This is a genomic window from Vibrio sp. Vb2880 (genome assembly GCF_033337975.1).
Taxonomy (GTDB): Bacteria; Pseudomonadota; Gammaproteobacteria; order Enterobacterales; family Vibrionaceae; genus Vibrio; species Vibrio alginolyticus.
The window spans coordinates 46,335-68,956 of the sequence record NZ_JAWORT010000010.1; the positions used below are offsets into that span (position 1 = coordinate 46,335).

A 22,622-nucleotide genomic window follows, 5' to 3' on the forward strand; every position below is an offset into this window, starting at 1 on the left:
AAAGAGGATTTCATCATGGATAACAAACGCCGTCAGTTTTTGAAATCAGGCATTGTAGTGGGTGGGCTTGGCGCATTCGCTGCGGGTTACGCCACCACCACCAAACATATGGTCGAGGGTGCGCTCGAAGGCACCGCAGGAGAAAAAACGCGTGATATTCACCACGGTAATTCTCTTGAACCAGAGTACACGGTCAACAGCAAAGGCAACCTGATCCCGAACCCAAACCAGCGCGTAGCTCCATCGATGTGCTTTGGCTGTTGGTCACTGTGCGGGTTGCGTGTGCGCATTGATAACCGCAACGACGAGATTTTGCGTATCACTGGCAACCCATATCACCCACTCTCTCATCAGCAACACATTCCATTCGAAACGCCAGTCAAAGATGCTTATTTAAGTTTGGCTGGAGAAGCTGGCCTTGAAGGTCGTTCAACAGCATGCGCACGTGGCAATGGGATGTTAGAAATTCGCAACAGCCCGTACCGCATTACTCAGCCACTGAAACGAGTTGGAAAACGCGGCGAAGGAAAATGGATTCCGATCAGCTACGAGCAATTGATAGAAGAAGTCGTAGAAGGTGGTGATTTATTTGGTGAAGGCCATGTTGATGGCTTACGCGACATTCGCGATTTAACAACACCCGTTGATCCTGAAAACCCAGAATATGGACCGAAAGCCAACCAACTGTTAATGACCAACGCCGGCAACGAAGGCCGAGACGACATATTCAAACGCTTCGCGTTCAACAGCTATGGTACACGTAACTTTGGGCATCACGGCTCTTACTGCGGCTACGCATTTCGTGCTGGCAGCGGCGCATTTATGAACGACTTAGATAAGAACGCACATTTGAAGCCAGACTTTGATAATGCGGAATACATCATCTTCATCGGTATGTCGCCTGCGCAAGCTGGCAACCCTTTTAAGCGTCAGGCGCGCCAACTCGCCAATGCGCGAACAGAAGGTGGCTTGGAATACTCCATCATCACGCCAAGTTTGCCTGCGGGTTCATCGAGCTTGGCTGCCGGTGACAACAACCGCTGGATACCAATCAAACCGGGCACCGACTCTGCCCTCGTGCTTGGCATGATCCAGTGGCTCATCGAAAACCAACGCTACAACAAAACCTTCTTGGCGCAGCCGGGGGCAAACGCGATGAAACGAGCCGGCACCGCGCACTGGTGTAATGCTACGCATCTCGTGATAAGCGATAATCAGCACCCGAGAAACGGCACGTTTTTACGCGCGTCGGACTTGAATCTGCCATTCGAGGGCGAAGCGTTGTCTGACTCCGACCCGTACGTCATCGTGGATGAGCAAAGCGGCGAATTTGGTGTTCATACCCAAGCTGAGGAAGCGGCACTGTTTGTCGATAAAACGGTTTCGCTTGCATCGGGCGAAGTGCGCGTAAAATCGTCTCTACATAGACTCAAAGAAGAGGCGTTCAAATACAGCCTTGCGTTCTACAGCCAACAATGTGAAATCCCTGTCGAACAAATTGTTGAACTAGCAAAGCGCTTCACCAGTCACGGAACAAAAGCGGTGGTCGATACCCACGGTGGCAACATGCACACCAATGGGTTCTATAACTCGTTTACCATCATGATGCTCAATGCGTTGATTGGTAACATAAATATGAAAGGCGGCGCGATGGCCAAAGCGGGTGGCTACCCAACTTCCGCTGCGGGTCCTCGTTACGACTTCACCAAATTTGCTGGCAAAGTCGGCCCGAAAGGCGTCTTTTTGTCGCGCAGTAAATTCCCCTACCACAAAACAAGCGAATACAAACGTCGCGTTGAGGCTGGTGAATCCCCTTATCCAACTCGCGCGCCTTGGTATCCGTTTGCCGCGCCACTGCTGACAGAGCACCTATCTGCGGCTATTGATGGTTATCCATACCGCATTAAAGCGTGGATCAATCACATGGCGAACCCAATGTATGGTGTACCCGGTTTGAAAACGCTGCTGGAAGACAAGCTTAAAGATCCAAAACAACTCGGTTTGATTGTGTCTATTGATGCGTTCATTAACGAAACCACCGCGTTGTCGGATTATATTGTACCTGACACGGTCACCTACGAAAGCTGGGGTATGGCAACGCCTTGGCACGACGTTCCGGTGAAAACCGTCACCGCTCGCTGGCCGATTGTGGGAGCGCGAACAGAGAAAACCGCCGATGGTCGTTCAATTTGCTTAGAAAACTTTTTGATTGATGTCGCCAAGAAAATGCAACTGGGCGGCTTTGGTGACAACGCGATTCAAGATGCGCAAGGGAATTGGCACGCTCTCCACAGCGCTGAAGATTTCTACTTACGTTCCGCGGCAAACTTGGCTTATGTGAAAGGCGGGGTGCCTGAAGTTTCGGCAGAAGACATTGCGTGGTCCGGCCTAGAGCGTTTAATGCCAGCCATGCAGAAGACGCTGACAGCGGATGAGATGAAACGTGTGGCGTTTATTTTTGCTCGCGGTGGACGTTTTGAAAATGCAACCGAAGCGTATCAAGGTGAGCAAATGAAGCACAAATGGACACGACCTGTCGCGATATGGAATGAACGTGTCGGCAGTGCAAGAAACACCATGACCGGTGATTTCTACACGGGTTGCCCAACATGGCATCCACAAAAACTGGCCGATGGCACACCAATGGAAGGCCAGTTCCCAAGCTCAGAATGGCCTTTCAGCCTGACGAACTTTAAATCCAACATTCACAGTGCGGTATCCAATCTATCGCCAAGGTTGAACTCGATTAAAGGCGTAAACCCAGTGTACATCCATCCAATCGATGCCGAGCGCGCAGGCATTAAAACGGGTGATGAGTTTGTTATCGAGACACCATCTGCAAGCACCAAAGCACTCGCGATGATAGTCAACGGGATTCGCCCTGGCACACTCGGATTTGAACATGGGTTTGGTCATACCGAGCTAGGACAACGCTCGCACTGGATCGGCGATAAACAACAACCCGTAAAAACGCGCAGCCAAGATGGCGTCAACATTAACGACATTGGCTTAATTGATCCTACCCGAGAAGGTAAAGGTGTATTGTTGGATTGGGTGGTAGGAGCCGCGGCTCGTCAATCATTACCAGCCAAAATCCGCAAAGCGTAACGCCGCACGTTAAGACGTCTCTACCACTTAGAGCTGCCGATTTGTGCAGCTCTTCACCACTTGTTTTTATCGCTTATAGAACAACCAATAAAAACAAATACGGCCATTTACACTTATTAAATATGTGGAAATCCACAATACCTTTCATTATTGACAAGGCCGACAATATTGTCCAAGTGACTACCAAGTAGCACTTAGACATATTAATAAAAATTAAAGTGAGTCAGCATGTCAAAAATTCTTCCAGTGGTGGTGGCCTGTTTGTTAGCAACCACTATGGGCGCAAGCGCCTCGTCTATTCCGGAAAAAGCCAGCGTATGTAGCGGTTGTCACGGCCAAGATGGCATGGGACAGCCAAATATCGCGCCGATGATCGCAAGTTTAAACATGAATTATCTCAACACTCAAATCGAACTATTCCTTAGTGGCGAACGCCAAAATGTGGTCATGCAAGGCATGGCGAAGGAACTCAGCGATCCCGCAGATCGGAAGGAAGTGATGGAGTACTTTGCTAACCTCCCGAGCTATGAGTTCACGAATCCAGAACAACGCGGCGACCAAGCTGATATTCGTAACCCGTATCGTAAATTAATTTTCCAAGGCGATTGGGATAGAAACATTCCAGCTTGCGCAACTTGTCATGGAGCCAGCGGTATGGGCGTCGACAAGTTCCCTCGCCTCGCAAGCCAACATGCTGATTACTTAAAAACGCAATTGATGGCATGGAAAAACGGCACTCGCAGTGGCGACCCGCTCAATATTATGGGGACCATCGCAAAAAATCTCACTGACAAAGAGATCGAAAATCTTGCTTACTACTTTGCCTCATTACGTTACTAGGAGCAGTCATGAAACGTTTCTATTCTTTGTTCGCACTGCCTTTCATTTCTACGCTCGTACTAGCTAACGATCCATTACCGGACCGCCAGAAAGAGCTACCTGCGATAGAAAAAGAAAATCACGGTGAATACTTAAAACCGCGTGATCTCAGCACAATCCCAAACACCGTATTTGGTGAGCAAGTAAAACGTGGTTACTCGCTCTTTGTTAGCTCACAACAAATGCGCGGAAAATACGTTGGCAACGAACAAAACTGTGTCAATTGCCATATGGAGGCAGGACGAAAAGCAAACGCTGCGCCACTGTGGGCGGCTTATATGGCATACCCGGCATATCGTAAGAAAAACGATCGCGTAAACAGCTATGCTGACCGTATCCAAGGTTGTTTCGAGTATTCCATGAACGGTAAAGCGCCCGCTTACGATTCGACAGAAATTGTTGCCCTTAGTGCTTACGCCTACTGGTTAGCGATGGGCGGCTTGCTTGACAAACATGGTATGGTGGATGAACCCATTCCAGAGCTAGACGCAAAAACGTTGCAAATTGGTGGAAAAGCAAAAGACTTCCCGTTGCCCGAAGCCATCGCACAAGCATTACCAATTGAAAAGCGGGGTAATCTCTCTGGGCGTGGCTACCCAAAAATCGCCGCCCCTGAGCAAGAACCATCAATAGAGCGAGGCGCATTGGTCTACGAAAAGAACTGTGAAACTTGCCATCGCGCCGACGGTTCAGGCATCAAAGACACCAACGACCATTCATACATTCCACCACTTTGGGGCGAATATGCGTATAACTGGGGCGCAGGTATGCACCGGATTAACACTGCAGCCTATTTTATTTACGAAAACATGCCGCTTGGGAAAAGTGTGCATCTGACAGAGCAAGAAGCATGGGATGTCGCAGCATACGTCAACAGCCATGAGCGTCCACAAGATCCTCGATTCAAAGGCAATGTCACCGCAAACGCGGAGAAATATCACCAGCACCAAGGCTATTACGGCAAAACGCTCAACGGTACGCAAGTCGGCTCCAATGCCTTTAAGAGCGGAACGGTCAAGTAAAGTACAACTAAGCACCTTAAATAAAATGCTCTTTTTCCCTGCTCAGATTATCTGGGCAGGGTTACTTACCCTTAAAAACAAGTAATTACCCCCCTCCACAGACAAGCAATATCACATTATTTTCGACTTCCAACATACTCATCTTCGCCGTAAAATCTTGTACCAAACGTGACTTCGTTTATGTCTTAGATCTCCCATATGCTCTAATGCCAAAAGTAAGAAACTCGTAAACTCCTGAATCAAAACAAGCGTGCCTAGTGAAAAAAGAGTATTCTTAAAGCAAATGAATCTAAAACCTACCCGATGAGTATTCAACCTAATTCCCGTCAGTTAATTTCATGCGAAGAGTGCGGCCTTGTTGTTCGCATTCCCGATATCGAACAGGGGCAAAAAGCACAATGTCCTCGATGTTCGCATTCGCTGACTAAAGTGAATGCCAAGCCTTACCAAAGCGTGATCGCCATATCATCGGCATGTTTGATCATGTTAGTGCTAAGCATTTCTTTCCCTTTTATGTCGTTCAGCGTGCAAGGGTTGTCGCAAGAAATCACCTTGTTGCACGCTGCCAAAATGCTGGCTGAGTTTCAAAATGTGCTTTTGGGTGTGCTGCTACTCGCAACAGTTATCGTTTTGCCTGCAATCTATGTTGGTCTCATTCTCTTTCTTCACCTTGAAGCATTAAAAGCACGTAAACATACCCCCTCTAAAAAGCAGCAACGAATGGCAAAAGTTTTATGCCGTCTTCTGTTTCGAGTCGAACCTTGGTTAATGGTGGATGTATTTTTGATTGGCGTGTTGGTCAGCTTAATTAAAATCGCTTCCCTCGCAGACATAGGAATGGGCACTTCATTCTGGGCGTTTTGTGTATATACCGTTCTGGTAGTCAAATGCATATCAATGGTCGACAAAAGCTGGCTCTGGGGGCACTTTATTCCAGCTATCGAGCTACCTGATGTAAAAGAGGGTGATACGCACCATAACCACAACCATATTGGTTGTCATACGTGCCACCAGCTCAACCCTATTGAAGCAAAAAAACACCAACACTGCATTCGTTGTAAAAGCCCTATTCACAAATACAACCCCGCAGACAATTTACAAAAAGCTTGGGCGCTTTTGTTTGCTTCAGTCATTTTCTATATCCCTGCGAACCTCTACCCTATGATGTACACCGTAAGCCTTGGACATGCAGAAGGTTCGACTATCATGGAGGGGGTAATATTGCTTTGGCATTTAGGTTCTTACCCTATTGCGATGGTAATTTTCTTTGCTAGCGTATTTATTCCAATGGCGAAAATGCTGGCACTCGCGTGGCTGTATTACAATGCGCAAAAAGCGCGATATCTTCCGCACGAAGAGAGTATTTCACGCTTAAAGATCTACCGCATAACTGAGTTTATTGGCCGTTGGTCCATGATCGATATCTTCGTCGTCGCGATCTTAGTTGCACTGGTTCAACTGCAAAACTTAATGGCGATTTATCCAGGTCCTGCTGCGCTCTCTTTCGCGGCAGTGGTCATTTTTACTATGCTTTCTGCAATGATATTTGACTCACGTTTGTTGTGGCAATTGCCACAAAACGAAGTGCAGGAGCCGATTTCTGACAACTTAAACGAGAAAGCCAAATATGAGTGATGAGAACAACGTAACCGCTCAAATAAAACCGCAAAAGCAGATTTCTGCGATATGGATTGTCCCGATCCTTGCGCTAGCCATGGGAGCGTGGATGCTGTTCCAATATATCAACAGTACAGGCCCACAAATTACTCTCCAACTGCCAACCGCAGATGGGATTGAGGTTGGCAAAACCGAAATCCGAGCATTGAATGTAAAAGTCGGACTGATTACTGAAGTCACTCTCAGTGAAAATTACGATCACATCATCGCTAAGGCACAAATGAACAAGGATGCAGAACGCATGTTGCGAGATGACACCATGTTTTGGGTGGTGAAGCCTCGTATTGGCCGTGATGGCGTTTCAGGTTTAGAAACCTTGCTCTCTGGCGCTTATATCCAACTTCAGCCGGGTAAATCTAAAATAGAGAAAGAGCGCTTTACGGTCTTAGATGTTCCCCCAGTCGCCTCTCCTGATGCAGAGGGGTTACGCCTTGTGTTAACACACCGCGAGGCTGGTAAGCTAGGCGTTGGTGACCCCGTCATTTATAAAGGCTTTACGGTTGGTCGCGTAGAGAAAACCAGCTTTGATGTTGACACTCGCAAAGCGTTATACCAACTCTTTATTTTCAAGCCTTATGACAGCTTAGTGCGCACTCGTACCAAGTTCTGGCTGAATTCTGGCGTAGATTTACAGCTCAATGCTGAAGGGTTCGAAGTCAAGTTTGGCTCATTAGAGAGCATGCTAACGGGTGGTGTTACCTTCGATACCGTTCCAGGTCTTGAATCCGGTGAACAGCTCACTGAAAATATGGTCAACTTCCGCTTGTATGATGATATTAAACAACTTCGAGAAGGCATGTACGATGATTATATTGAATTCGTTATGCTTTTTGATGAATCGGTACGAGGGCTTAAACGTAAGGCACCTGTCGAATATCGAGGCTTGAGAATTGGTACTGTGATGCGTGTACCAATGCGACTTCCAACCCCAGAAGAGAACTTTTCTGCGAAAAAAATCCCTGTATTGGTACGTATCGAGCTCGGCCGTGTTTATGGCGATTTCCAATCCCAATCTTTGCCAATGTTAAAAGATAAATTGAAGAGTGAGTTTGCTAAAGGCCTACGTGGTACTTTAAAAACAGGTAACTTATTAACAGGCGCACTATATGTTGACGCCGACTTCTATCCAAATGACGAGCCTTACGTACCGAGTAAGTTTGCTGATTTAGATGTTTTCCCAACCATGCGTGGTGGTTTTGCGCAGGTTCAGCGCCAAGTGAACGACTTCCTAAATAAGATTAATAACTTACCAATGGAAGAAACACTAGACTCTCTCAATTCAACGTTAAAAACGTCCGAAAAAACGTTAGCTTCAGCAGAACGCGTGGCGGACAGTATTGATAAACTTTTGAATCAAAAAGAGACGCAAGAGATCCCAACAGATATTCGCCAAAGCTTACAGCAATTACAAAAAACACTCGATGGTTATGGGCCCAACTCAACCATGTACAGCGAAATGGAAGCCACGCTAAAAGAATTAGAAAGCGTGATGACAGAGTTTAAACCCGTACTTAAACAGCTAAACGAAAAGCCAAACTCTCTTGTGTTTGGAGAAGATGAAATCAGTGACCCAATACCAGTTAAAGGCCAAAACTAATGAAACGAGTATTCTTTCTGTCTATCGCGCTATTTGTCGGTCTAACGGGTTGCAGTAGCGCTCCGCAAACTAAAGGAGCTATGTACCTTCTACCTAAGGCGGAACCAGTGACTCTGAGCTCTTCTGATATCGCTCAGCGCCCAACTTTAGTTGTTCGTCCAGTGACATTGGCGAGTTATTTGAATGATAATGGCATTGTTTATCGAACCTCTGAGACCCAAGTTATTCAGGCAAAACACAATCAATGGGCGCACAGTATTTCCGAGCAAATCACTCAGAGAGTTGTCGCGGAACTACGTCACAAGCAAAGTCATTACTGGCCGACTGAAATGAATAATCTGTTGGATCAAAGCGGTGAAGCCAAACTACAGCTTACGTTAAATAAATTTAATGGCAGCTACAAAGGTAATATCGAAATTGAGGGGGAATGGTTACTCATTAATGCCGAAGGTAAGGTAGAAAACAGCGCGCCAATACAAATCTCTCAGCCGCTTCAAGATGAGGGCTATGAAGCGCTCGTCAACGCTTTATCCATAGGCTTAGAAAGCCTAACCTCAGACATTGCCAAACAACTCTAAGTCAATGTTAATTACAGGGAAGCAAGTTGCTTCCCTTTTTTATGCAGAGTGTAGCGACTTCTACTAAGCTGAAAGCTGACGAAAAGCCGAAAAGGAAATTGGATGAAACCATGTAACCTGCTATCACTCTCCTCACTCATTCTTGTATTACCTACATCAGTAGCGCTCTCAGCCGAGACACAAGAATCTCGTTGGCGAAATAGCATAGAAGTGTACATGCTAGGACTGAATATCCACGGGGATACCAGTATTGGTCGCTTTTCATCAGAGGTGGATGTCGATCCTAAGTTCATCGTAGACCACCTCGATATTGGGGCGATGTTGCGATTCGAGAGTATTTACCAAAGTAAGTGGGGCTACTACATAGATTATAGTTTCATGAACTTAAGTGGTGATGTTAATAATATCAAGGGCGCTCTGCCTAACGCTCGTTATCGTGCGGACATCGAAATACGGCAAGGTGTTCTAGAAGCAAAGGCATTCCAACGCGAACAATATTCATTTGGTAAACTGGATTATATGTTTGGATTACGTTGGTGGGACAATGACATCACCGGCAAGCTGTATCGTAATGATAACCGGGTACTAGAAGATAGACTGTCATTACAAGAAGATTGGGTCGATTTTTTAGTTGGCTTGCGACTCATTGATGAATTGAGCGAAAACTGGCGATTTCATGCCAGCATCGACGCCGGACTTGGCAACGATACTCACTTCACTTATGCCATTCAAACTGGTGTTCGTTATCGTTTTAACGAATGGTCTGATCTCAACTTAGCTTACAAGTCGACCTGGGTTGATTACAAAAATGAGGGAGTATTTGAATATGATACAGCTTCTCAAGGACTTTTAGTCGGACTTGGCTTTTACTTTTGATCAGGTGAAATCCTAGCCTATATTCAAGCGTTGTAACGTGTACTAGCTCTAGGTACACGTCTAGTGCCACGTTACAGATGCTTAAATAAGGCAAATTGATCTTCATCAGACTATAAATTGCTCTTCGGTGCTACTCTCTGTCACAAAATATAAAACCCCACTCTATGACCTCATATAGGTCTTGTTGATAAGGTTCCCGAGTAGCAATGTCGATTAACATTTCCGATTTAACCACCGCCCTAAATAAGGTGGAGCATATTCATAAAGTGCAGCTTGAAAACGTACATCAGTTCTTCAAAGCAAACGAAGCTTTCTCGTTGCAAACATTCAGCCAGCTGATATCAAGCGACTCGCTTGATGATCGATTTAAAACCATCGATAAAGCGTTCTCTTTGCTTGGTGATGCAAAAACCTACCTTTTAGAAGCGTCTTACCTTATTAAGTAAAAAAGAAAGCCCCGATAAAATTCATTACCGGGGCTATCATTTTCTATTTAAACTACTGATTTACAATTTGTAACGATCATCAATTACCGTTAATTCTGGGAAGGTTTTACCCTCGTCCATCGCTTCTTCTGTCTCTTCTTTTACTTGGTTATCAATCCAGAAATTACCGATATCCATTGGATGAAGCACCCATTCTGTCGCTTTTGTCATGCCGTTTTTAGGAATTTTAACCCAGCGCCAATGAGCAACTCGAGAATAAGGCACCATGTAGCCAGGAACGATGATGTTCGCTTTGCTGACATAGTTTTGGATTTGATGCGACAAGTCGTAACGCTTCTCCTGATCAAACTCAGAATCATACGCTTCAATTAACTTGTCTAGCTCAGGGCTGCTGTAGTTGGTGTGAGCATTCGTTTGTGGTCGATTTGCATTATCCGAGTGTAGGTATTCCCAATACGCAGGGATCTCACCAGAGCCCATATTCAAAAACGCTAGCTGATGCTTTTTCTCAAGAATGTATTTAAACGCAGATGAGCCATCCACCAAGTTTAACGTGAACTCAAGACCAGCAAGTTTCGCTTGCTCTTTCAGGTATGCAATACGCGGTGTCCAAGAGTTGTATCCATAGGTGATAGCAAAGCTCAAGCGTTGGCCCTTGTCGTTAATACGAATACCATCTGCGCCCACTTTGTCAAAGCCCGCTTTTTCGAAGTGTTTAACCGCCGCATCAGCATCAAACTTTGGCGGTGTATTGTTAGGATCATCGTATTCGCCATGACCAAAGCCGAGTCCATGCGGTTTACGTGAATAATCTCCACGCATGATGTTTTCAATCATGCCGTCATAGTCAGTGGCTGCCATAACACCTTTACGCACTTCAAGGTTATCCAACATCGGCATCGCTGTGTTCATCCAAAGACCACCAGCTCCTTGCGGTGCTTCGTTAAAGCCCCAGTACTTTTGGATATAGCCTTTTTTGTACACATCACTATTGGTTTTGTCATGCCAAAAGCTTGGTAGCACCATCTCAAAGTAGTCTAAGTTGCCTTTCTCAAAGTGCTTCATGGCAATATCAGGATCGCGAATCACCTTAATGCGAACCTTTTCAACGTTATAACGGTTTTTATAGTAGCGGTTGTTGTATCCCCACCAATCTTCACCGACATGTTTGAATGTCACGCTCTTACCTTTCTTCACTTGATCAATGTAGTAAGGCGCTGCGGTTGGCTCAGATTTAAAGTTAAACTTTCTGACGAAGTTATCAGGCATGCCATCGTTATTTGCGTCCTTTTCTCCTTCAAAGAAGTGTTCAGGACGAGGCTGAAAACCATTACTTGGCATGTTAATCATAACCATAAGTGAGTCATGACTTTGAGCTACAGCAAGATTGACTTTGATCGTGTAGTCATCAATTTTTTCAACACTCACAATACTGTTTGTGAAGAAGTCGTTATACCACGGGTCGATAATGTCTTTTGACGTGTAGTACTTCATCATAAAGACGTAATCATCTGCTGTAATTTTTTCACCATCTGACCACTCGGCCGTTTCGTCGAGTTTAAAGAATACGGTTTTGTTGTCTTCTCCAAATGCCCATGACTTAGCAAGTTGAGGGATCCATTTGCCAGTATTTGGATGACGCTGAGCCAGTTTTGGTGAACCATCCATTAAGTATTGGCGCAAACCTGAGTTCGCATCTGGACCAACACTTCGTAATGTTTGCGGAAAGCTCTGAATGTAAGTGCGATAGGTGCCACCTCGTACCGCCTCTTCAGAGGCAAATAGAGGTTCGTTGTTGTTTGAAATCCATTCGATATCAGCTGGCAATTCTGCCGCACTCAATTGAAAACTGGCAGCGGTCAGTGTTGCTAGTACTGAAAATGGCAGTTTTTTAGTCATGTTTCTTCCTTGTTGTGTTTGCGCACTAAGGTCGTAACAAGGAAGACAGCGTGTGAAAGCTCACAGAAAGCTGCGATTTAAAATACGCAGATAGGAAATAATAGGAACGTAATATGAAGTGACGTCCTGCCAGCTTCTATATTAATTTCAAAGAGTTTCACTAGGTCATCCTAGACCTTACAACGCAGTGAATGCATCTTCGCCATAGTATTCTTTAGACATTTGTAACGCAAGCCATCAATAACACATGGTTGCATTTTCGAGGCATCACAGTGAGTTATGTTACAAAAGTGTGATCGGCATAGTACCAAGCCCTACTTTACTCAGAATAAACCGCAGAACCTTTATCTCAATTGGCCCCGATATACCAGTTAAAGCGAGTAAATGATCAGACATAGCTGGTTAAAAGGAATGGTCGTTTACCGCGATTAGTATTTTCATTCGATGTAAAAAGTGAGGCATCTTAGCCTCACTTTTCTCCATACAATCGAGACAGTGCTTACATGTTAGATAAGCTCTCATTGATCGACTTCAGCACTTCTGCAGGATTTGACGCTTGAGTGATAGGGCGACCAATCACAAGATAATCTGAACCTGATTGGATAGCGTCTACTGGCGTCATGATACGGCGTTGATCACCTTGTTCTGAGCCAGCAGGTCGAATACCAGGGGTCACTAATTTAAATCCTTGGCCTAGTTCGCTCTTCAGTAGTAAGGACTCTTGCGCTGAACATACGACACCATCTAAGCCTGCGTTTTTGGTCAAGGTTGCTAGACGAATCACTTGCTCCTGAGGCGCAACATTCAAACCAATACCAGCTAAATCACTTTGTTCCATACTGGTTAGTACCGTTACACCGATAAGAAGTGGACGATCTTTACCATATGGTTCAAGAATTTCACGTGATGCCGTCATCATACGCTCACCACCGCTCGCGTGTACGTTCACCATCCATACACCCATTTCAGCCGCAGCGCGAACTGCTTTCGAACAGGTGTTTGGAATATCGTGAAATTTTAAATCTAGGAATACAGAGAAACCACGTTTATGGAGTTCACGTACAAAATCAGGACCAAATAGCGTAAACATCTCCTTGCCAACTTTTAGTCGGCATGACGCAGGATCAATTCTATCTACAAACGCAAGTGCATCTGCTTGGTTATCATAATCCAGTGCGACAATAACTTTTTGGTCGATCATTTCATCTCCTAACTGTTTTGGTTCTTATTAAATAAAAAGTTAAAAAAATGCAGCGGACAGAAACTCTGCCAGCTGCATTAAGAATTATTCACCATCCAATCCGCGGATTGGCTTGATCGTCCCCCATCCTTTACAGGACGGACAATGCCAATAAAGGGAATGGGTAGAAAATCCACACTTCCGGCATCGGTAATGTGGTTTCACTTTTAACTGTTCACCCACCATCGCTTGTAGTGTTGATAGGCTGTCTTTCGCTCGACCATCTTCTGCTTCTGCAATGTGGTAGTCAATTAAACGGTAGAAGCCCTTCATGGTTGGGTTTTTCAGCAATTGTTTCGTCAGTAACTCTTGAGCAGCCCCAACGTTCTCGTGATGAGCAACTAATTGAGCCAACATCAACTCGGCTGATACGCCTGCTTTCTTATCAATACAAGCTCGCAGAAACTCGACAAGTTCATCTTCCTGACCCAGATGATGATAGCATTCTGCAATAGTTGGCAAGACATCACTGATAAAGTCTTTATCTTGCTCAAGTACCCCTGTCAGATATTTGATGGTGTGCTTATAGTCTTCAGACTCTAGATAAATTCGTCCCAAAGCAATACTTGCTCGAACACACTTCGGGTCTTCCGCTAACGCTTTTTTAAAATGCTGTATTGCCTTATTAGTATTCCCATCAGCTTGGTCGAGCATGGCTATTTCACACCAAAAATGGGCAATATTTGCACGCATCCTTGAGCGTTTATTACCTAACTTAGCCAATTGGTTCGCGTAATAAATCGCCTTTTCCCATTCTCGTGTTTGCTGATAAATGGTCACTAATTGTTGGAGAGCCGCCTCTTTGTAATCTGGCTCTTCGACTAACTGTTCGAAGATTTTCTCTGCACGATCAAGAAAACCTGAGACCATGTAGTCTTTCGCTAACTGTTGAAGGGCGAGGTTCTTTTGGTCCAGTGTTAAGCCTGAACGAGAAATAAGATTTTGGTGAATTCTGATTGCGCGGTCGACTTCACCACGAGACCGGAACAGGTTACCCAACGCAAGGTGAGTATCGATGGTCTCGTTATCAACTTGGAGCAATTCAATAAAGTGATCGACAGCCTTATCTGATTGGTCAGAGAGCAGCAGATTAAGACCCGTCATATACTGACGAGAGATTTGATGAGATTGCTTCTGCTTGTCTTGCTGAGCGCTGCGATGCCCCATATACCAGCCATACGCAGCAGCTATAGGCAACAACAAGAAGAGTAGTTCAAGCATTAAAGTTAAGCCTTATCCTTATGCCTGTTTTTCAATGGCTGGCTTATCAGCAGCGTTGTTTGATTCAGTTGGTTCGTACTTTTTCAGTTTTTTCTTTAAACGACGGACCTGTAGCTGAGTTTTCAGTTGGATGCTACCAAAGATAACCCACGCTAAAGCAAAGCCAACCACAAATACTACACCTAATAGCGTAGATAAGTGGAACTCTCCTTTTGCTAGAAGATAGTTAAAAGTCACGAGCTCTTGGTTTTGGGAACCTAACGCCAATGCAATTAAAAAGAGAGCTAAAACAGCAACGATTTTTATAATTTTCATGTTACATCACCCTTCTAGGAGTAAGTCGGTAAGATTATGCAGGAAAATGCTTCTTCAGACTACGTATATTAGCAATAATCTATACCCAAGTAACCTCAAGATGCTTAGTTTGTAGACATGCTTAGAAGTTAAAGTTATTTGGGTATAGAAAGCAGCAAAGAAAACAGCTGAATCCACAATTAGATTAGTAAACGATCTTGGATGTATGACTAACTTGGATACATTACAAAAAAGCGGCATACACAAACGTATGCCGCTTTTTTCAAACTAATAAGAGTGCATTAACCAATATTTACACGCTCACGAAGTTCTTTACCAGGTTTGAAATGTGGAACGTATTTACCTTCCAATTCCACTTTATCGCCCGTTTTAGGGTTACGACCTACGCGAGGCTCGCGGTAATGAAGAGAAAAACTACCAAAGCCACGGATCTCGATACGGTCACCGCTCTCTAGTGTAGAGGCCATGTGCTCTAAAATATCTTTTACAGCATCCTCTACCTCTTTCGCTGATAAGTGTGTTTGCTCAGCGCAGAGTCTTTCAATCAGTTCAGACTTAGTCATAGTTGCCCTCTTTGAGTATCTTTATCACTTATTATAGTAAGTAATACTAATTCCAACAAACACTTGCTGACAATTCTAGACAAATTTTATGCAAAATGCGCAATGAAGAAATGCCTTTTATTAAGATAGTTTACTGTCATTAGTATTACTACTTAAATATGACCAAATATAAAAAAGGAGCCTTGCGGCTCCTTTTTTGCTTAAGCGAGTATATTATTCGCCTTTAGCAGCTTTGAAAGCGTCAGCCATTGCGTTACCGAATGCATTGTCATCTTGCTTGTTGATAGATGCCATTGCTTCTTGCTCGTCAGCTTCGTCTTTAGCTTTGATAGATAGGTTGATTACGCGGTTCTTACGGTCTACACCTGTGAACTTCGCTTCAACAACATCACCAGCGCTTAGGATTAGAGAAGCATCTTCTACGCGATCGCGTGATACTTCAGAAGCACGGATGTAACCTTCAACGCCTTCTGCGATTTCAACAGTAGCGCCTTTAGCGTCAACAGCAGTTACAGTAGCGTTAACTAGAACACCTTTCTTGTTGTCAGCAACGTAAGCATTGAATGGGTCATTTTCCATTTGCTTGATGCCTAGAGAGATGCGCTCACGCTCAGCGTCTACTGCTAGAACAACTGCAGAGATCTCGTCGCCTTTCTTGTACTCACGTACAGCTTCTTCGCCAGCAACATTCCAAGAAATGTCAGATAGGTGAACTAGACCGTCGATGCCGCCTTCTAGACCGATGAAGATACCGAAGTCAGTGATAGACTTGATCTTACCAGTAACTTTGTCGCCTTTAGCTTGTGCTTCAGCGAATGACTGCCATGGGTTAGCTTTACACTGTTTCAGACCTAGAGAGATACGACGACGTTCTTCGTCGATTTCAAGAACCATAACCTCAACTTCGTCGCCAACATTAACAACTTTAGAAGGGTGGATGTTCTTGTTAGTCCAATCCATTTCTGAAACGTGAACTAGACCTTCAACGCCTTCTTCGATTTCAACGAAGCAGCCGTAGTCAGTTAGGTTAGTTACGCGACCAGTTAGTTTGTGACCTTCTGGGTAACGCTTAGCGATTGCTACCCATGGATCTTCGCCTAGTTGCTTAAGACCTAGTGATACGCGAGTACGCTCACGGTCGAACTTAAGAACTTTAACTTGGATCTCGTCACCAACGTTAACGATTTCAGATGGGTGCTTAACGCGCTTCCAAGCCATATCAGTGATATGTAGAAGACCGTCAACGCCACCTAGGTCAACGAACGCACCGTAGTCAGTAAGGTTCTTAACGATACCTTTAACTTCAGAACCTTCTTGTAGAGTTTCTAGAAGCTCGTCACGCTCAACGCTGTTCTCTGATTCGATAACTGCACGACGTGAAACAACTACGTTGTTACGTTTTTGGTCAAGTTTGATAACTTTGAACTCTAGCTCTTTGTTTTCTAGGTGAGCAGTGTCGCGGATTGGACGTACGTCTACTAGAGAGCCAGGAAGGAAAGCACGGATACCGTTTAGTTCAACAGTGAAACCGCCTTTAACTTTACCGTTGATGATACCAACAACAGTTTCAGCTTCTTCGTAAGCTTTCTCAAGTACGATCCAAGCTTCGTGACGCTTAGCTTTCTCACGAGAAAGTTGAGTTTCACCGAAACCATCTTCAACAGCGTCTAGAGCTACGTCTACTTCAGCGCCAACTTCTACTTCAAGTTCGCCAGCAGCGTTCTTGAACTGTTCAGCAGGGATAGCAGATTCAGACTTAAGACCAGCGTCAACAAGAACGAAACCGTTCTCGATAGCTACTACAGTACCTTTAACGATGCTGCCTTGTTGGAATTCTGTTTCGTTTAGAAACTCTTCAAAGAGTTGAGCAAAAGATTCAGTCATTTAATTAATCTTCAATAAATTAAACTTCCACGGGTATCCTACCGCATGGGGTTATTAAATTCGCCAGTCATCATCCTTGCGACCAACGCTCTTAGCCTAGTCGAGTATTATTACTCAGCTAGCTTCGATTCGATATATTGTAGTGCCTTTTCTACTACTTCGTCGATACTCATCGACGTAGAATCTAGCACAAGCGCATCCTCAGCAGGGCGTAATGGCGCCACTGGGCGGTTACGATCTCGGTCGTCACGCTCTTGGATCTCGCTTAAAAGGTCAGCAAATCTAACATCTAACCCTTTCTCTTGCAACTGTTTAAGGCGTCGATTTGCACGCTCTTCAGCACTCGCATCAAGGAAGATTTTTGCTTGCGCACTCGGGAATACAATTGTGCCCATATCACGACCATCAGCAACCAGACCCGGAGCGGTCTCAAATGCACGCTGACGACGTAGTAATGCTTCACGAACACGTGGCAAAGCCGCAACTTTAGATGCTGCCATGCCTGTTTCTTCTTTGCGAAGCTCCCCTGACACGTCTTCGCCTTCTAGAATGACCTTAACTAAGTCACCTTCCGCGATAAATTGAACGTCTAGGTGGGTTGCTAGTGGGACAAGAGCATCTTCTGACTCGGTGTCGACACCGTGGTGAATCGCAGCGAGTGCAAGTACACGATAAATTGCGCCAGAATCTAAGAGTTGGAAACCCAACTTTTTCGCCAGCAACATACATAAAGTGCCTTTACCTGCACCACTAGGTCCATCTACGGTTACAACCGGAGTTTGAGAGGACATGTTCTTCTCCACCAATAGTTTCTTTTCAGCAATTTGCTCGGTTTTCGAGGCGCACATTATACGGGTAATCAGTCTTTGGAGCGAGGAAAAATGTCGTGTAAAGCATTACACCTAATGCGTAATTGGATTCATCAATAAACATAAAGTTCAACAAAAACGGCGAGAGCTTCTGCCCTCGCCGTTTTAAATGTCATGAACTTAAGCTCGATTAAACAATCGGTTTTTGACCACGCTCAGCTAACTTTAAGATCACACTGTCAGCAACTTTGCCCGCGACACCTGCTAGCTTGTCTGCCAGCTTTTTCTTCTGCACATAATGCACAGAAAGTACGGTTTTATCTTTGCATGCCGCAACAACGATATCATCAGATGTACTAATGTCATCCACCAAACCAAGCTCTTTCGCTTGTGTACCGAACCAGTGCTCACCAGTGGCTACTTTGTCTAGGTCCAAACTAGGACGACGCTCACGGATGAAGTCTTTAAACAAGACATGTGTTTCTTCAAGTTCTTGCTTAAACTTATCGCGCGCTTTATCGGTATTCTCACCGAACATCGTTAGCGTGCGTTTATATTCACCCGCTGTTAGTTGTTCGTACTCAATGTCATGTTTCTTCAACAGTTTGTTGAAGTTAGGAATTTGTGCGATAACGCCAATAGACCCCACAATTGCAAATGGTGCAGAAACAATCTTATCTGCTACACATGCCATCATGTAACCGCCACTTGCCGCAACTTTGTCAACAGAGATGGTCAGAGGAAGACCCGCAGCTTTGATTCGGTCCAGTTGAGAAGAGGCAAGGCCGTAACCATGAACCATACCACCGCCAGACTCTAAGCGAAGTAACACTTCATCACCTTCACGTGCAACAGCCAAAATAGCGGTGATTTCTTCACGTAGAGACGCGACTTCTTTTGCGTCTATGCTACCGTTGAAATCAAGAACAAATAGGTGTGGTTCACGCTTGCTATCTAATGAACCGTCTTTGCTCGCTTGTTTGATTTCTTTCTCGCGAGATTTGTTCTTCTCTTTTTCTTCTTTCTTGACGGCTTTATCTCGAGCCTTGATGAAAGCATCGTCATGCAAATGATGCTCTAACTGCTCAACAGATTGTTTGTGTTGCTCTGAAAGGTTGGTAATCTCTAACTCCCCTTTCGCCGCACCCGATTTGCCACCAGCCGATTTTGCAATAATGAGCAGAACAATTATCGCAGCAACCACCGTGATAATTTTGGCCAGAAACAGACCATAATCTAATAAAAATTCCAACGAGAGCTCCTTTATCTCATTTCAGATGACGTTAGTATGTTACGCAGAAACATCAGCGAGAAGGCAGCGCGGTTTGTAACCACTTGTTCTGATTGATAGCATACCTAACGAAAGTTCTGGAATTGGTATAACACATGAATTGGTGTATTGTAACCATCTTGTCACGATTACCAAGATTTTCCATTGAGAAACAGGCGTTTTTTAGCGTCAATTAACTATCATGGACCCTCTTACAATAATAAGGATTTATCGCCGTGAACTACTCCGTTTCAGCTGATGCTCTAAAAGGTAAAGTCATTCTTGTTACTGGCGCTGGTAATGGCATCGGCCGTCAAGCCGCGCTTTCTTATGCAGAGCACGGTGCAACTGTTATTCTCTTGGGTAGAAATGTGCAAAACCTTGAATCTATCTATGATGAGATTGAAGCTGCTGGCTATCCACAAGCAGCTATCATTCCATTGGATCTCAAGGGCGCAACTCAGCAGAATTACATTGATATGGCAGAGACAATCGAAGGACAGTTTGGTCGCTTGGATGGTCTATTACACAACGCAGGTGTCTTGAGTTCGCTGTGTCCATTTGATCAAATCAAAGAGGAAGACTTCGACGATATCATGCAGATCAACGTGAAAGCCGAAGTGCTAATGACTCAAGCACTACTGCCTGTGATGCGTAAATCAGAAGCTGGGCGTATTATCTTTACCTCTTCAACCGTCGGCCACTCTGGCCGCGCATTCTGGGGGCCATACGCTATCTCTAAATTTGCCGTAGAAGGCATGATGCAAGTTTTGGCTGACGAGCTGAGTGATACACCGATCCGCGTTAACGCAATTAACCCTGGTGCCACTCGTACTCGCATGCGTGAAAAAGCATATCCGGGTGAAGATGCGAATACTCTCAAAACGCCACTGGATATCATGCCGCTATATTTGCACTTAATGGATCCTGCGGTTACCGATGTGAACGGTCAGTGCATCGACGCTCAACCGAAGCGTAAATAACTCATTCAGGTTACCTCACATAATCGATTGAAAAGGCAGCAAACGCTGCCTTTTTTCATTTCTCTCTTCATAAAAATCTTGCGACTTTCTCCCACAGAAATATACTGTATATATATACAGGTATTTATTATGCAAGATATTATTCAGAACTTAAAAAGCCAACACCTTGTTTGGCAAGCAAATTTAACGAAAGCAGATCCTCAGCAGTTGCAGACTAGTTCCGGTTTTTCTGAATTAGATGATTTGCTCGGCGGAGGCTTTCCACCTCATGGCGTAGTGGAGATGGAATCTATTGGTAGTATTGGTGAATTGCGTTTGCTCGCTCCCTATTTAAAAGCCACTCAGACCAATGGTGTGACCGCATTTATTCAACCACCTGCGCTAGTGAATTCTCTGTTTTTACACTACATCGGGTTGGATATAAACCAAGTGTGGGTCGTTACTCCAACTCACCCCAAAGACGCTCTTTGGGCTGCAGAGCAATGTCTGAAAAGTGGGGTATGCAGTAATGTTTTGTTATGGCAAGAAGAGCTTGAAATACATCAAGTGAAACGCTTACAGGTAGCAAGTGAACAAGGGAGTTGCCCTCTCTTTATGCTTAAAACAGATACTATCAACCGCTTGTCTTTGCCTGTGTCACTCAGTTTAAAACTGAAAGGCGACGAGCAAGGGATTCATGTTGAAGTGCTGAAAAGGAAAGGAGGCTGGAATAGAGGTAGCGTTAGTATCGGATTCCAACACCATTACCCGCAACTGGTGAAACCATCATCTGAAACTGTGCACTCGACTGTGGTCAACTTCCCACTGGCGAACCAAGGTTAGTGATATGTCTCTGTGGATTTACTTGCACTTCCCTCGCCTGCAGCTAGACGCACTCTTTGGTGATAACCAAGAACAACCCGTGGTGATTGTCGAAAGCCAACGTTGCCAGATTATTCAATACAACGAGATTGCCGAACAACAAGGCATTAAGCCTGGTATGGGCTTAGGCAGTGCTGCGTCCTTGTGTCGAGATTTACAAGTGCATCCTTATCATCCACAAACCGAATTAAATAAATTACAAGAGGTAGCTCAGTGGTTGTATTTGATCACATCTGACGTTGTGTTGATGCCAAACCAAGGTATTTTACTGCGTGCTACTCCAATGCTCGCTCTGTATGAAGGGCTTGAAAACTATTGGAATAAAGTCAGAGCTCACTTATCGGAGCTGAAACTGAGTTTTCAATTCGGATGTGGTTTTTCGCCTTTTGCTGCCAAATTGATGGCAATATCAGGAGCGAACGTCATCAGTGAAGACAAATCTACCATACAAAAAGCCTTATCACCAATACCGTTAACACTGGCAGATTTATCAAGCGCTACAGTAGAGAAGTTACAACGTGTAGGCGTCACCACATTGCAAAACCTGCTTGAACTGCCATTGCAAGACATCGCACGACGCTTTGATATCGATTTGGTGAACTACGTTGGTCGACTGACTGGGCAGTTTAAACACCCTGTCGACCTTTATCACCCTACCGAATCCTTCCAAGTTTATTTAGAGCTGTTGTTTGAGATCGAAAACGTTCAGTGGATTGAAAAACCGTTGGCCAAATTACTTCGTCAACTCGAAACCTTTCTTAAATTAAGAGATAAGGTCGCTTTTGAACTGTGTTTAACACTCCACCAGCGTGAGAAACAAGAGCAACACCTTCAACTCACTTCTGCGCAAGGTGATTACCTATGTCAGCGTTGGCAACAGTTAGCGAGTTTAAGCTTAGAATCACTCTCGCTAAATGGCCCAGTCACAGGGCTAACGTTAAAAGTCATCCGTCAAGGTGAGCCTCTTAGTGCATCACGCGATCTCTTTGCTGGGCAGAAAGGAAACATGAATGCTTTAGAGCTGCTCTCTTTACTGCAAGCTAAATTGGGGAAAAGTGCCGTTTTAAAACCCAATATTGCTTGCGATCCTAGACCAGAAAAGGCCAGTCAGTATCGCCCTGCTGATGCTCCAGATAAAAAGGGGCACGCCATACCCTCCATACTACGCCCCGCAATGCAATTACCCACTCCCATTGTATTGCAAGAACAAGTTTCTTTGGTCCACGGACCTGAGCGAATAGTTTCTGGGTGGTGGGATGGTGATGAGATCATGCGTGATTACTACATTGCACACACCAAGCAAGGCCGCTGGTTATGGATATTTCGCGATCAGCACAAGCACTGGTTTCTTCATGGCTATTTTTGTTAAATCGACAGTTATTTTTGTTGGGTCA

At 44.8% G+C, this 22,622-nt stretch carries 19 protein-coding genes; 11 read left to right on the forward strand and 8 right to left on the reverse strand.

Annotated elements, in window-relative coordinates; translation table 11 throughout:
- The first annotated feature begins 15 nt into the window (after positions 1–15).
- The 8 genes from R7M92_RS12740 (at position 16) to R7M92_RS12775 (ending at position 10,183) form a co-directional block, all read left to right on the forward strand.
- Positions 16–3,108 (forward strand): tetrathionate reductase subunit A, encoded by a 3,093-nt coding sequence (locus R7M92_RS12740; RefSeq protein ID WP_318133558.1) that lies wholly within the window; start codon positions 16–18, stop codon positions 3,106–3,108.
- A 276-nt stretch (positions 3,109–3,384) separates the two neighbouring features.
- Complete coding sequence (locus tag R7M92_RS12745; protein ID WP_411974280.1) at positions 3,385–3,948, forward strand: c-type cytochrome; 564 nt, start codon at positions 3,385–3,387, stop codon at positions 3,946–3,948.
- A gap of 8 nt (positions 3,949–3,956) precedes the next feature.
- Complete coding sequence (locus R7M92_RS12750; protein ID WP_318133562.1) at positions 3,957–5,009, forward strand: c-type cytochrome; 1,053 nt, start codon at positions 3,957–3,959, stop codon at positions 5,007–5,009.
- A 303-nt stretch (positions 5,010–5,312) separates the two neighbouring features.
- Positions 5,313–6,644 (forward strand): paraquat-inducible protein A, encoded by a 1,332-nt coding sequence (locus R7M92_RS12755; protein ID WP_203345882.1) that lies wholly within the window; start codon positions 5,313–5,315, stop codon positions 6,642–6,644.
- On the forward strand, positions 6,637–8,283 hold the full coding sequence (gene pqiB / locus R7M92_RS12760) for an intermembrane transport protein PqiB (protein ID WP_005376682.1): 1,647 nt from the start codon (positions 6,637–6,639) through the stop codon (positions 8,281–8,283). The genes R7M92_RS12755 and pqiB overlap by 8 nt, the downstream gene beginning before the upstream one ends.
- Positions 8,283–8,861, forward strand: a complete 579-nt coding sequence (locus R7M92_RS12765; RefSeq protein ID WP_017821657.1) for a membrane integrity-associated transporter subunit PqiC — start codon at positions 8,283–8,285, stop codon at positions 8,859–8,861. The genes pqiB and R7M92_RS12765 overlap by 1 nt, the downstream gene beginning before the upstream one ends.
- 102 nt (positions 8,862–8,963) lie before the next feature.
- Positions 8,964–9,737, forward strand: coding sequence for a hypothetical protein (locus R7M92_RS12770; protein WP_005385811.1), 774 nt, complete (start codon positions 8,964–8,966; stop codon positions 9,735–9,737).
- A gap of 206 nt (positions 9,738–9,943) precedes the next feature.
- On the forward strand, positions 9,944–10,183 hold the full coding sequence (locus R7M92_RS12775; RefSeq protein ID WP_005376679.1) for a hypothetical protein: 240 nt from the start codon (positions 9,944–9,946) through the stop codon (positions 10,181–10,183).
- Between the two features lie 60 nt (positions 10,184–10,243).
- Here the strand turns inward: R7M92_RS12775 and R7M92_RS12780 are convergent, their stop codons facing one another.
- The 8 genes from R7M92_RS12780 to sohB all read right to left on the reverse strand — a co-directional run bounded on the left by R7M92_RS12780 (position 10,244) and on the right by sohB (position 19,366).
- Positions 10,244–12,082: an extracellular solute-binding protein gene (locus R7M92_RS12780; protein WP_005376669.1), complete on the reverse strand. Its 1,839-nt coding sequence runs from the start codon at positions 12,080–12,082 to the stop codon at positions 10,244–10,246.
- Between the two features lie 499 nt (positions 12,083–12,581).
- Positions 12,582–13,283, reverse strand: coding sequence for an orotidine-5'-phosphate decarboxylase (gene pyrF, locus R7M92_RS12785; RefSeq protein ID WP_318133564.1), 702 nt, complete (start codon positions 13,281–13,283; stop codon positions 12,582–12,584).
- Positions 13,284–13,367: 84 nt separating this feature from the next.
- The gene (gene lapB, locus R7M92_RS12790) at positions 13,368–14,543 is read right to left on the reverse strand and encodes a lipopolysaccharide assembly protein LapB (protein ID WP_005376665.1); all 1,176 of its coding nucleotides are present in this window, start codon (positions 14,541–14,543) and stop codon (positions 13,368–13,370) included.
- Positions 14,544–14,561: 18 nt separating this feature from the next.
- Positions 14,562–14,858 carry a LapA family protein gene (locus R7M92_RS12795; protein WP_005376663.1) on the reverse strand — a complete coding sequence of 99 codons (297 nt, stop codon included), beginning with the start codon at positions 14,856–14,858 and terminating at the stop codon, positions 14,562–14,564.
- A 281-nt stretch (positions 14,859–15,139) separates the two neighbouring features.
- Positions 15,140–15,421 carry an integration host factor subunit beta gene (ihfB, locus tag R7M92_RS12800; RefSeq protein WP_005385816.1) on the reverse strand — a complete coding sequence of 94 codons (282 nt, stop codon included), beginning with the start codon at positions 15,419–15,421 and terminating at the stop codon, positions 15,140–15,142.
- 213 nt (positions 15,422–15,634) lie between these two features.
- Positions 15,635–17,305 carry a 30S ribosomal protein S1 gene (rpsA, locus tag R7M92_RS12805; RefSeq protein WP_005385817.1) on the reverse strand — a complete coding sequence of 557 codons (1,671 nt, stop codon included), beginning with the start codon at positions 17,303–17,305 and terminating at the stop codon, positions 15,635–15,637.
- A 110-nt stretch (positions 17,306–17,415) separates the two neighbouring features.
- Positions 17,416–18,096 (reverse strand): (d)CMP kinase, encoded by a 681-nt coding sequence (gene cmk, locus R7M92_RS12810; RefSeq protein WP_053306696.1) that lies wholly within the window; start codon positions 18,094–18,096, stop codon positions 17,416–17,418.
- A gap of 208 nt (positions 18,097–18,304) precedes the next feature.
- Positions 18,305–19,366 carry a protease SohB gene (gene sohB / locus R7M92_RS12815; RefSeq protein WP_005385819.1) on the reverse strand — a complete coding sequence of 354 codons (1,062 nt, stop codon included), beginning with the start codon at positions 19,364–19,366 and terminating at the stop codon, positions 18,305–18,307.
- Positions 19,367–19,620: 254 nt separating this feature from the next.
- Here sohB and R7M92_RS12820 point away from each other — a divergent pair, with 254 nt between their 5' ends.
- The 3 genes from R7M92_RS12820 (at position 19,621) to R7M92_RS12830 (ending at position 22,597) form a co-directional block, all read left to right on the forward strand.
- Entirely contained in the window at positions 19,621–20,367 is a 747-nt protein-coding gene (locus R7M92_RS12820; protein WP_005372980.1) for a YciK family oxidoreductase, read from the forward strand.
- Between the two features lie 129 nt (positions 20,368–20,496).
- The gene (imuA, locus tag R7M92_RS12825) at positions 20,497–21,189 is read left to right on the forward strand and encodes a translesion DNA synthesis-associated protein ImuA (RefSeq protein ID WP_017821660.1); all 693 of its coding nucleotides are present in this window, start codon (positions 20,497–20,499) and stop codon (positions 21,187–21,189) included.
- A 4-nt stretch (positions 21,190–21,193) separates the two neighbouring features.
- The gene (locus tag R7M92_RS12830) at positions 21,194–22,597 is read left to right on the forward strand and encodes a DNA polymerase Y family protein (protein WP_318133565.1); all 1,404 of its coding nucleotides are present in this window, start codon (positions 21,194–21,196) and stop codon (positions 22,595–22,597) included.
- Positions 22,598–22,622: the final 25 nt, after the last annotated feature.

Coding starts and splice junctions, on each gene's coding strand:
- R7M92_RS12740 (WP_318133558.1), top strand. CDS start 16: ATGGATAACAAACGCCGTCAGTTTTTGAAATCAGGCATTGTAGTGGGT.
- R7M92_RS12745 (WP_411974280.1), top strand. CDS start 3,385: ATGGGCGCAAGCGCCTCGTCTATTCCGGAAAAAGCCAGCGTATGTAGC.
- R7M92_RS12750 (WP_318133562.1), top strand. CDS start 3,957: ATGAAACGTTTCTATTCTTTGTTCGCACTGCCTTTCATTTCTACGCTC.
- R7M92_RS12755 (WP_203345882.1), top strand. CDS start 5,313: ATGAGTATTCAACCTAATTCCCGTCAGTTAATTTCATGCGAAGAGTGC.
- pqiB (WP_005376682.1), top strand. CDS start 6,637: ATGAGTGATGAGAACAACGTAACCGCTCAAATAAAACCGCAAAAGCAG.
- R7M92_RS12765 (WP_017821657.1), top strand. CDS start 8,283: ATGAAACGAGTATTCTTTCTGTCTATCGCGCTATTTGTCGGTCTAACG.
- R7M92_RS12770 (WP_005385811.1), top strand. CDS start 8,964: ATGAAACCATGTAACCTGCTATCACTCTCCTCACTCATTCTTGTATTA.
- R7M92_RS12775 (WP_005376679.1), top strand. CDS start 9,944: ATGTCGATTAACATTTCCGATTTAACCACCGCCCTAAATAAGGTGGAG.
- R7M92_RS12780 (WP_005376669.1), bottom strand. CDS start 12,082: ATGACTAAAAAACTGCCATTTTCAGTACTAGCAACACTGACCGCTGCC.
- pyrF (WP_318133564.1), bottom strand. CDS start 13,283: ATGATCGACCAAAAAGTTATTGTCGCACTGGATTATGATAACCAAGCA.
- lapB (WP_005376665.1), bottom strand. CDS start 14,543: ATGCTTGAACTACTCTTCTTGTTGTTGCCTATAGCTGCTGCGTATGGC.
- R7M92_RS12795 (WP_005376663.1), bottom strand. CDS start 14,858: ATGAAAATTATAAAAATCGTTGCTGTTTTAGCTCTCTTTTTAATTGCA.
- ihfB (WP_005385816.1), bottom strand. CDS start 15,421: ATGACTAAGTCTGAACTGATTGAAAGACTCTGCGCTGAGCAAACACAC.
- rpsA (WP_005385817.1), bottom strand. CDS start 17,305: ATGACTGAATCTTTTGCTCAACTCTTTGAAGAGTTTCTAAACGAAACA.
- cmk (WP_053306696.1), bottom strand. CDS start 18,096: ATGTCCTCTCAAACTCCGGTTGTAACCGTAGATGGACCTAGTGGTGCA.
- imuA (WP_017821660.1), top strand. CDS start 20,497: ATGCAAGATATTATTCAGAACTTAAAAAGCCAACACCTTGTTTGGCAA.
- R7M92_RS12830 (WP_318133565.1), top strand. CDS start 21,194: ATGTCTCTGTGGATTTACTTGCACTTCCCTCGCCTGCAGCTAGACGCA.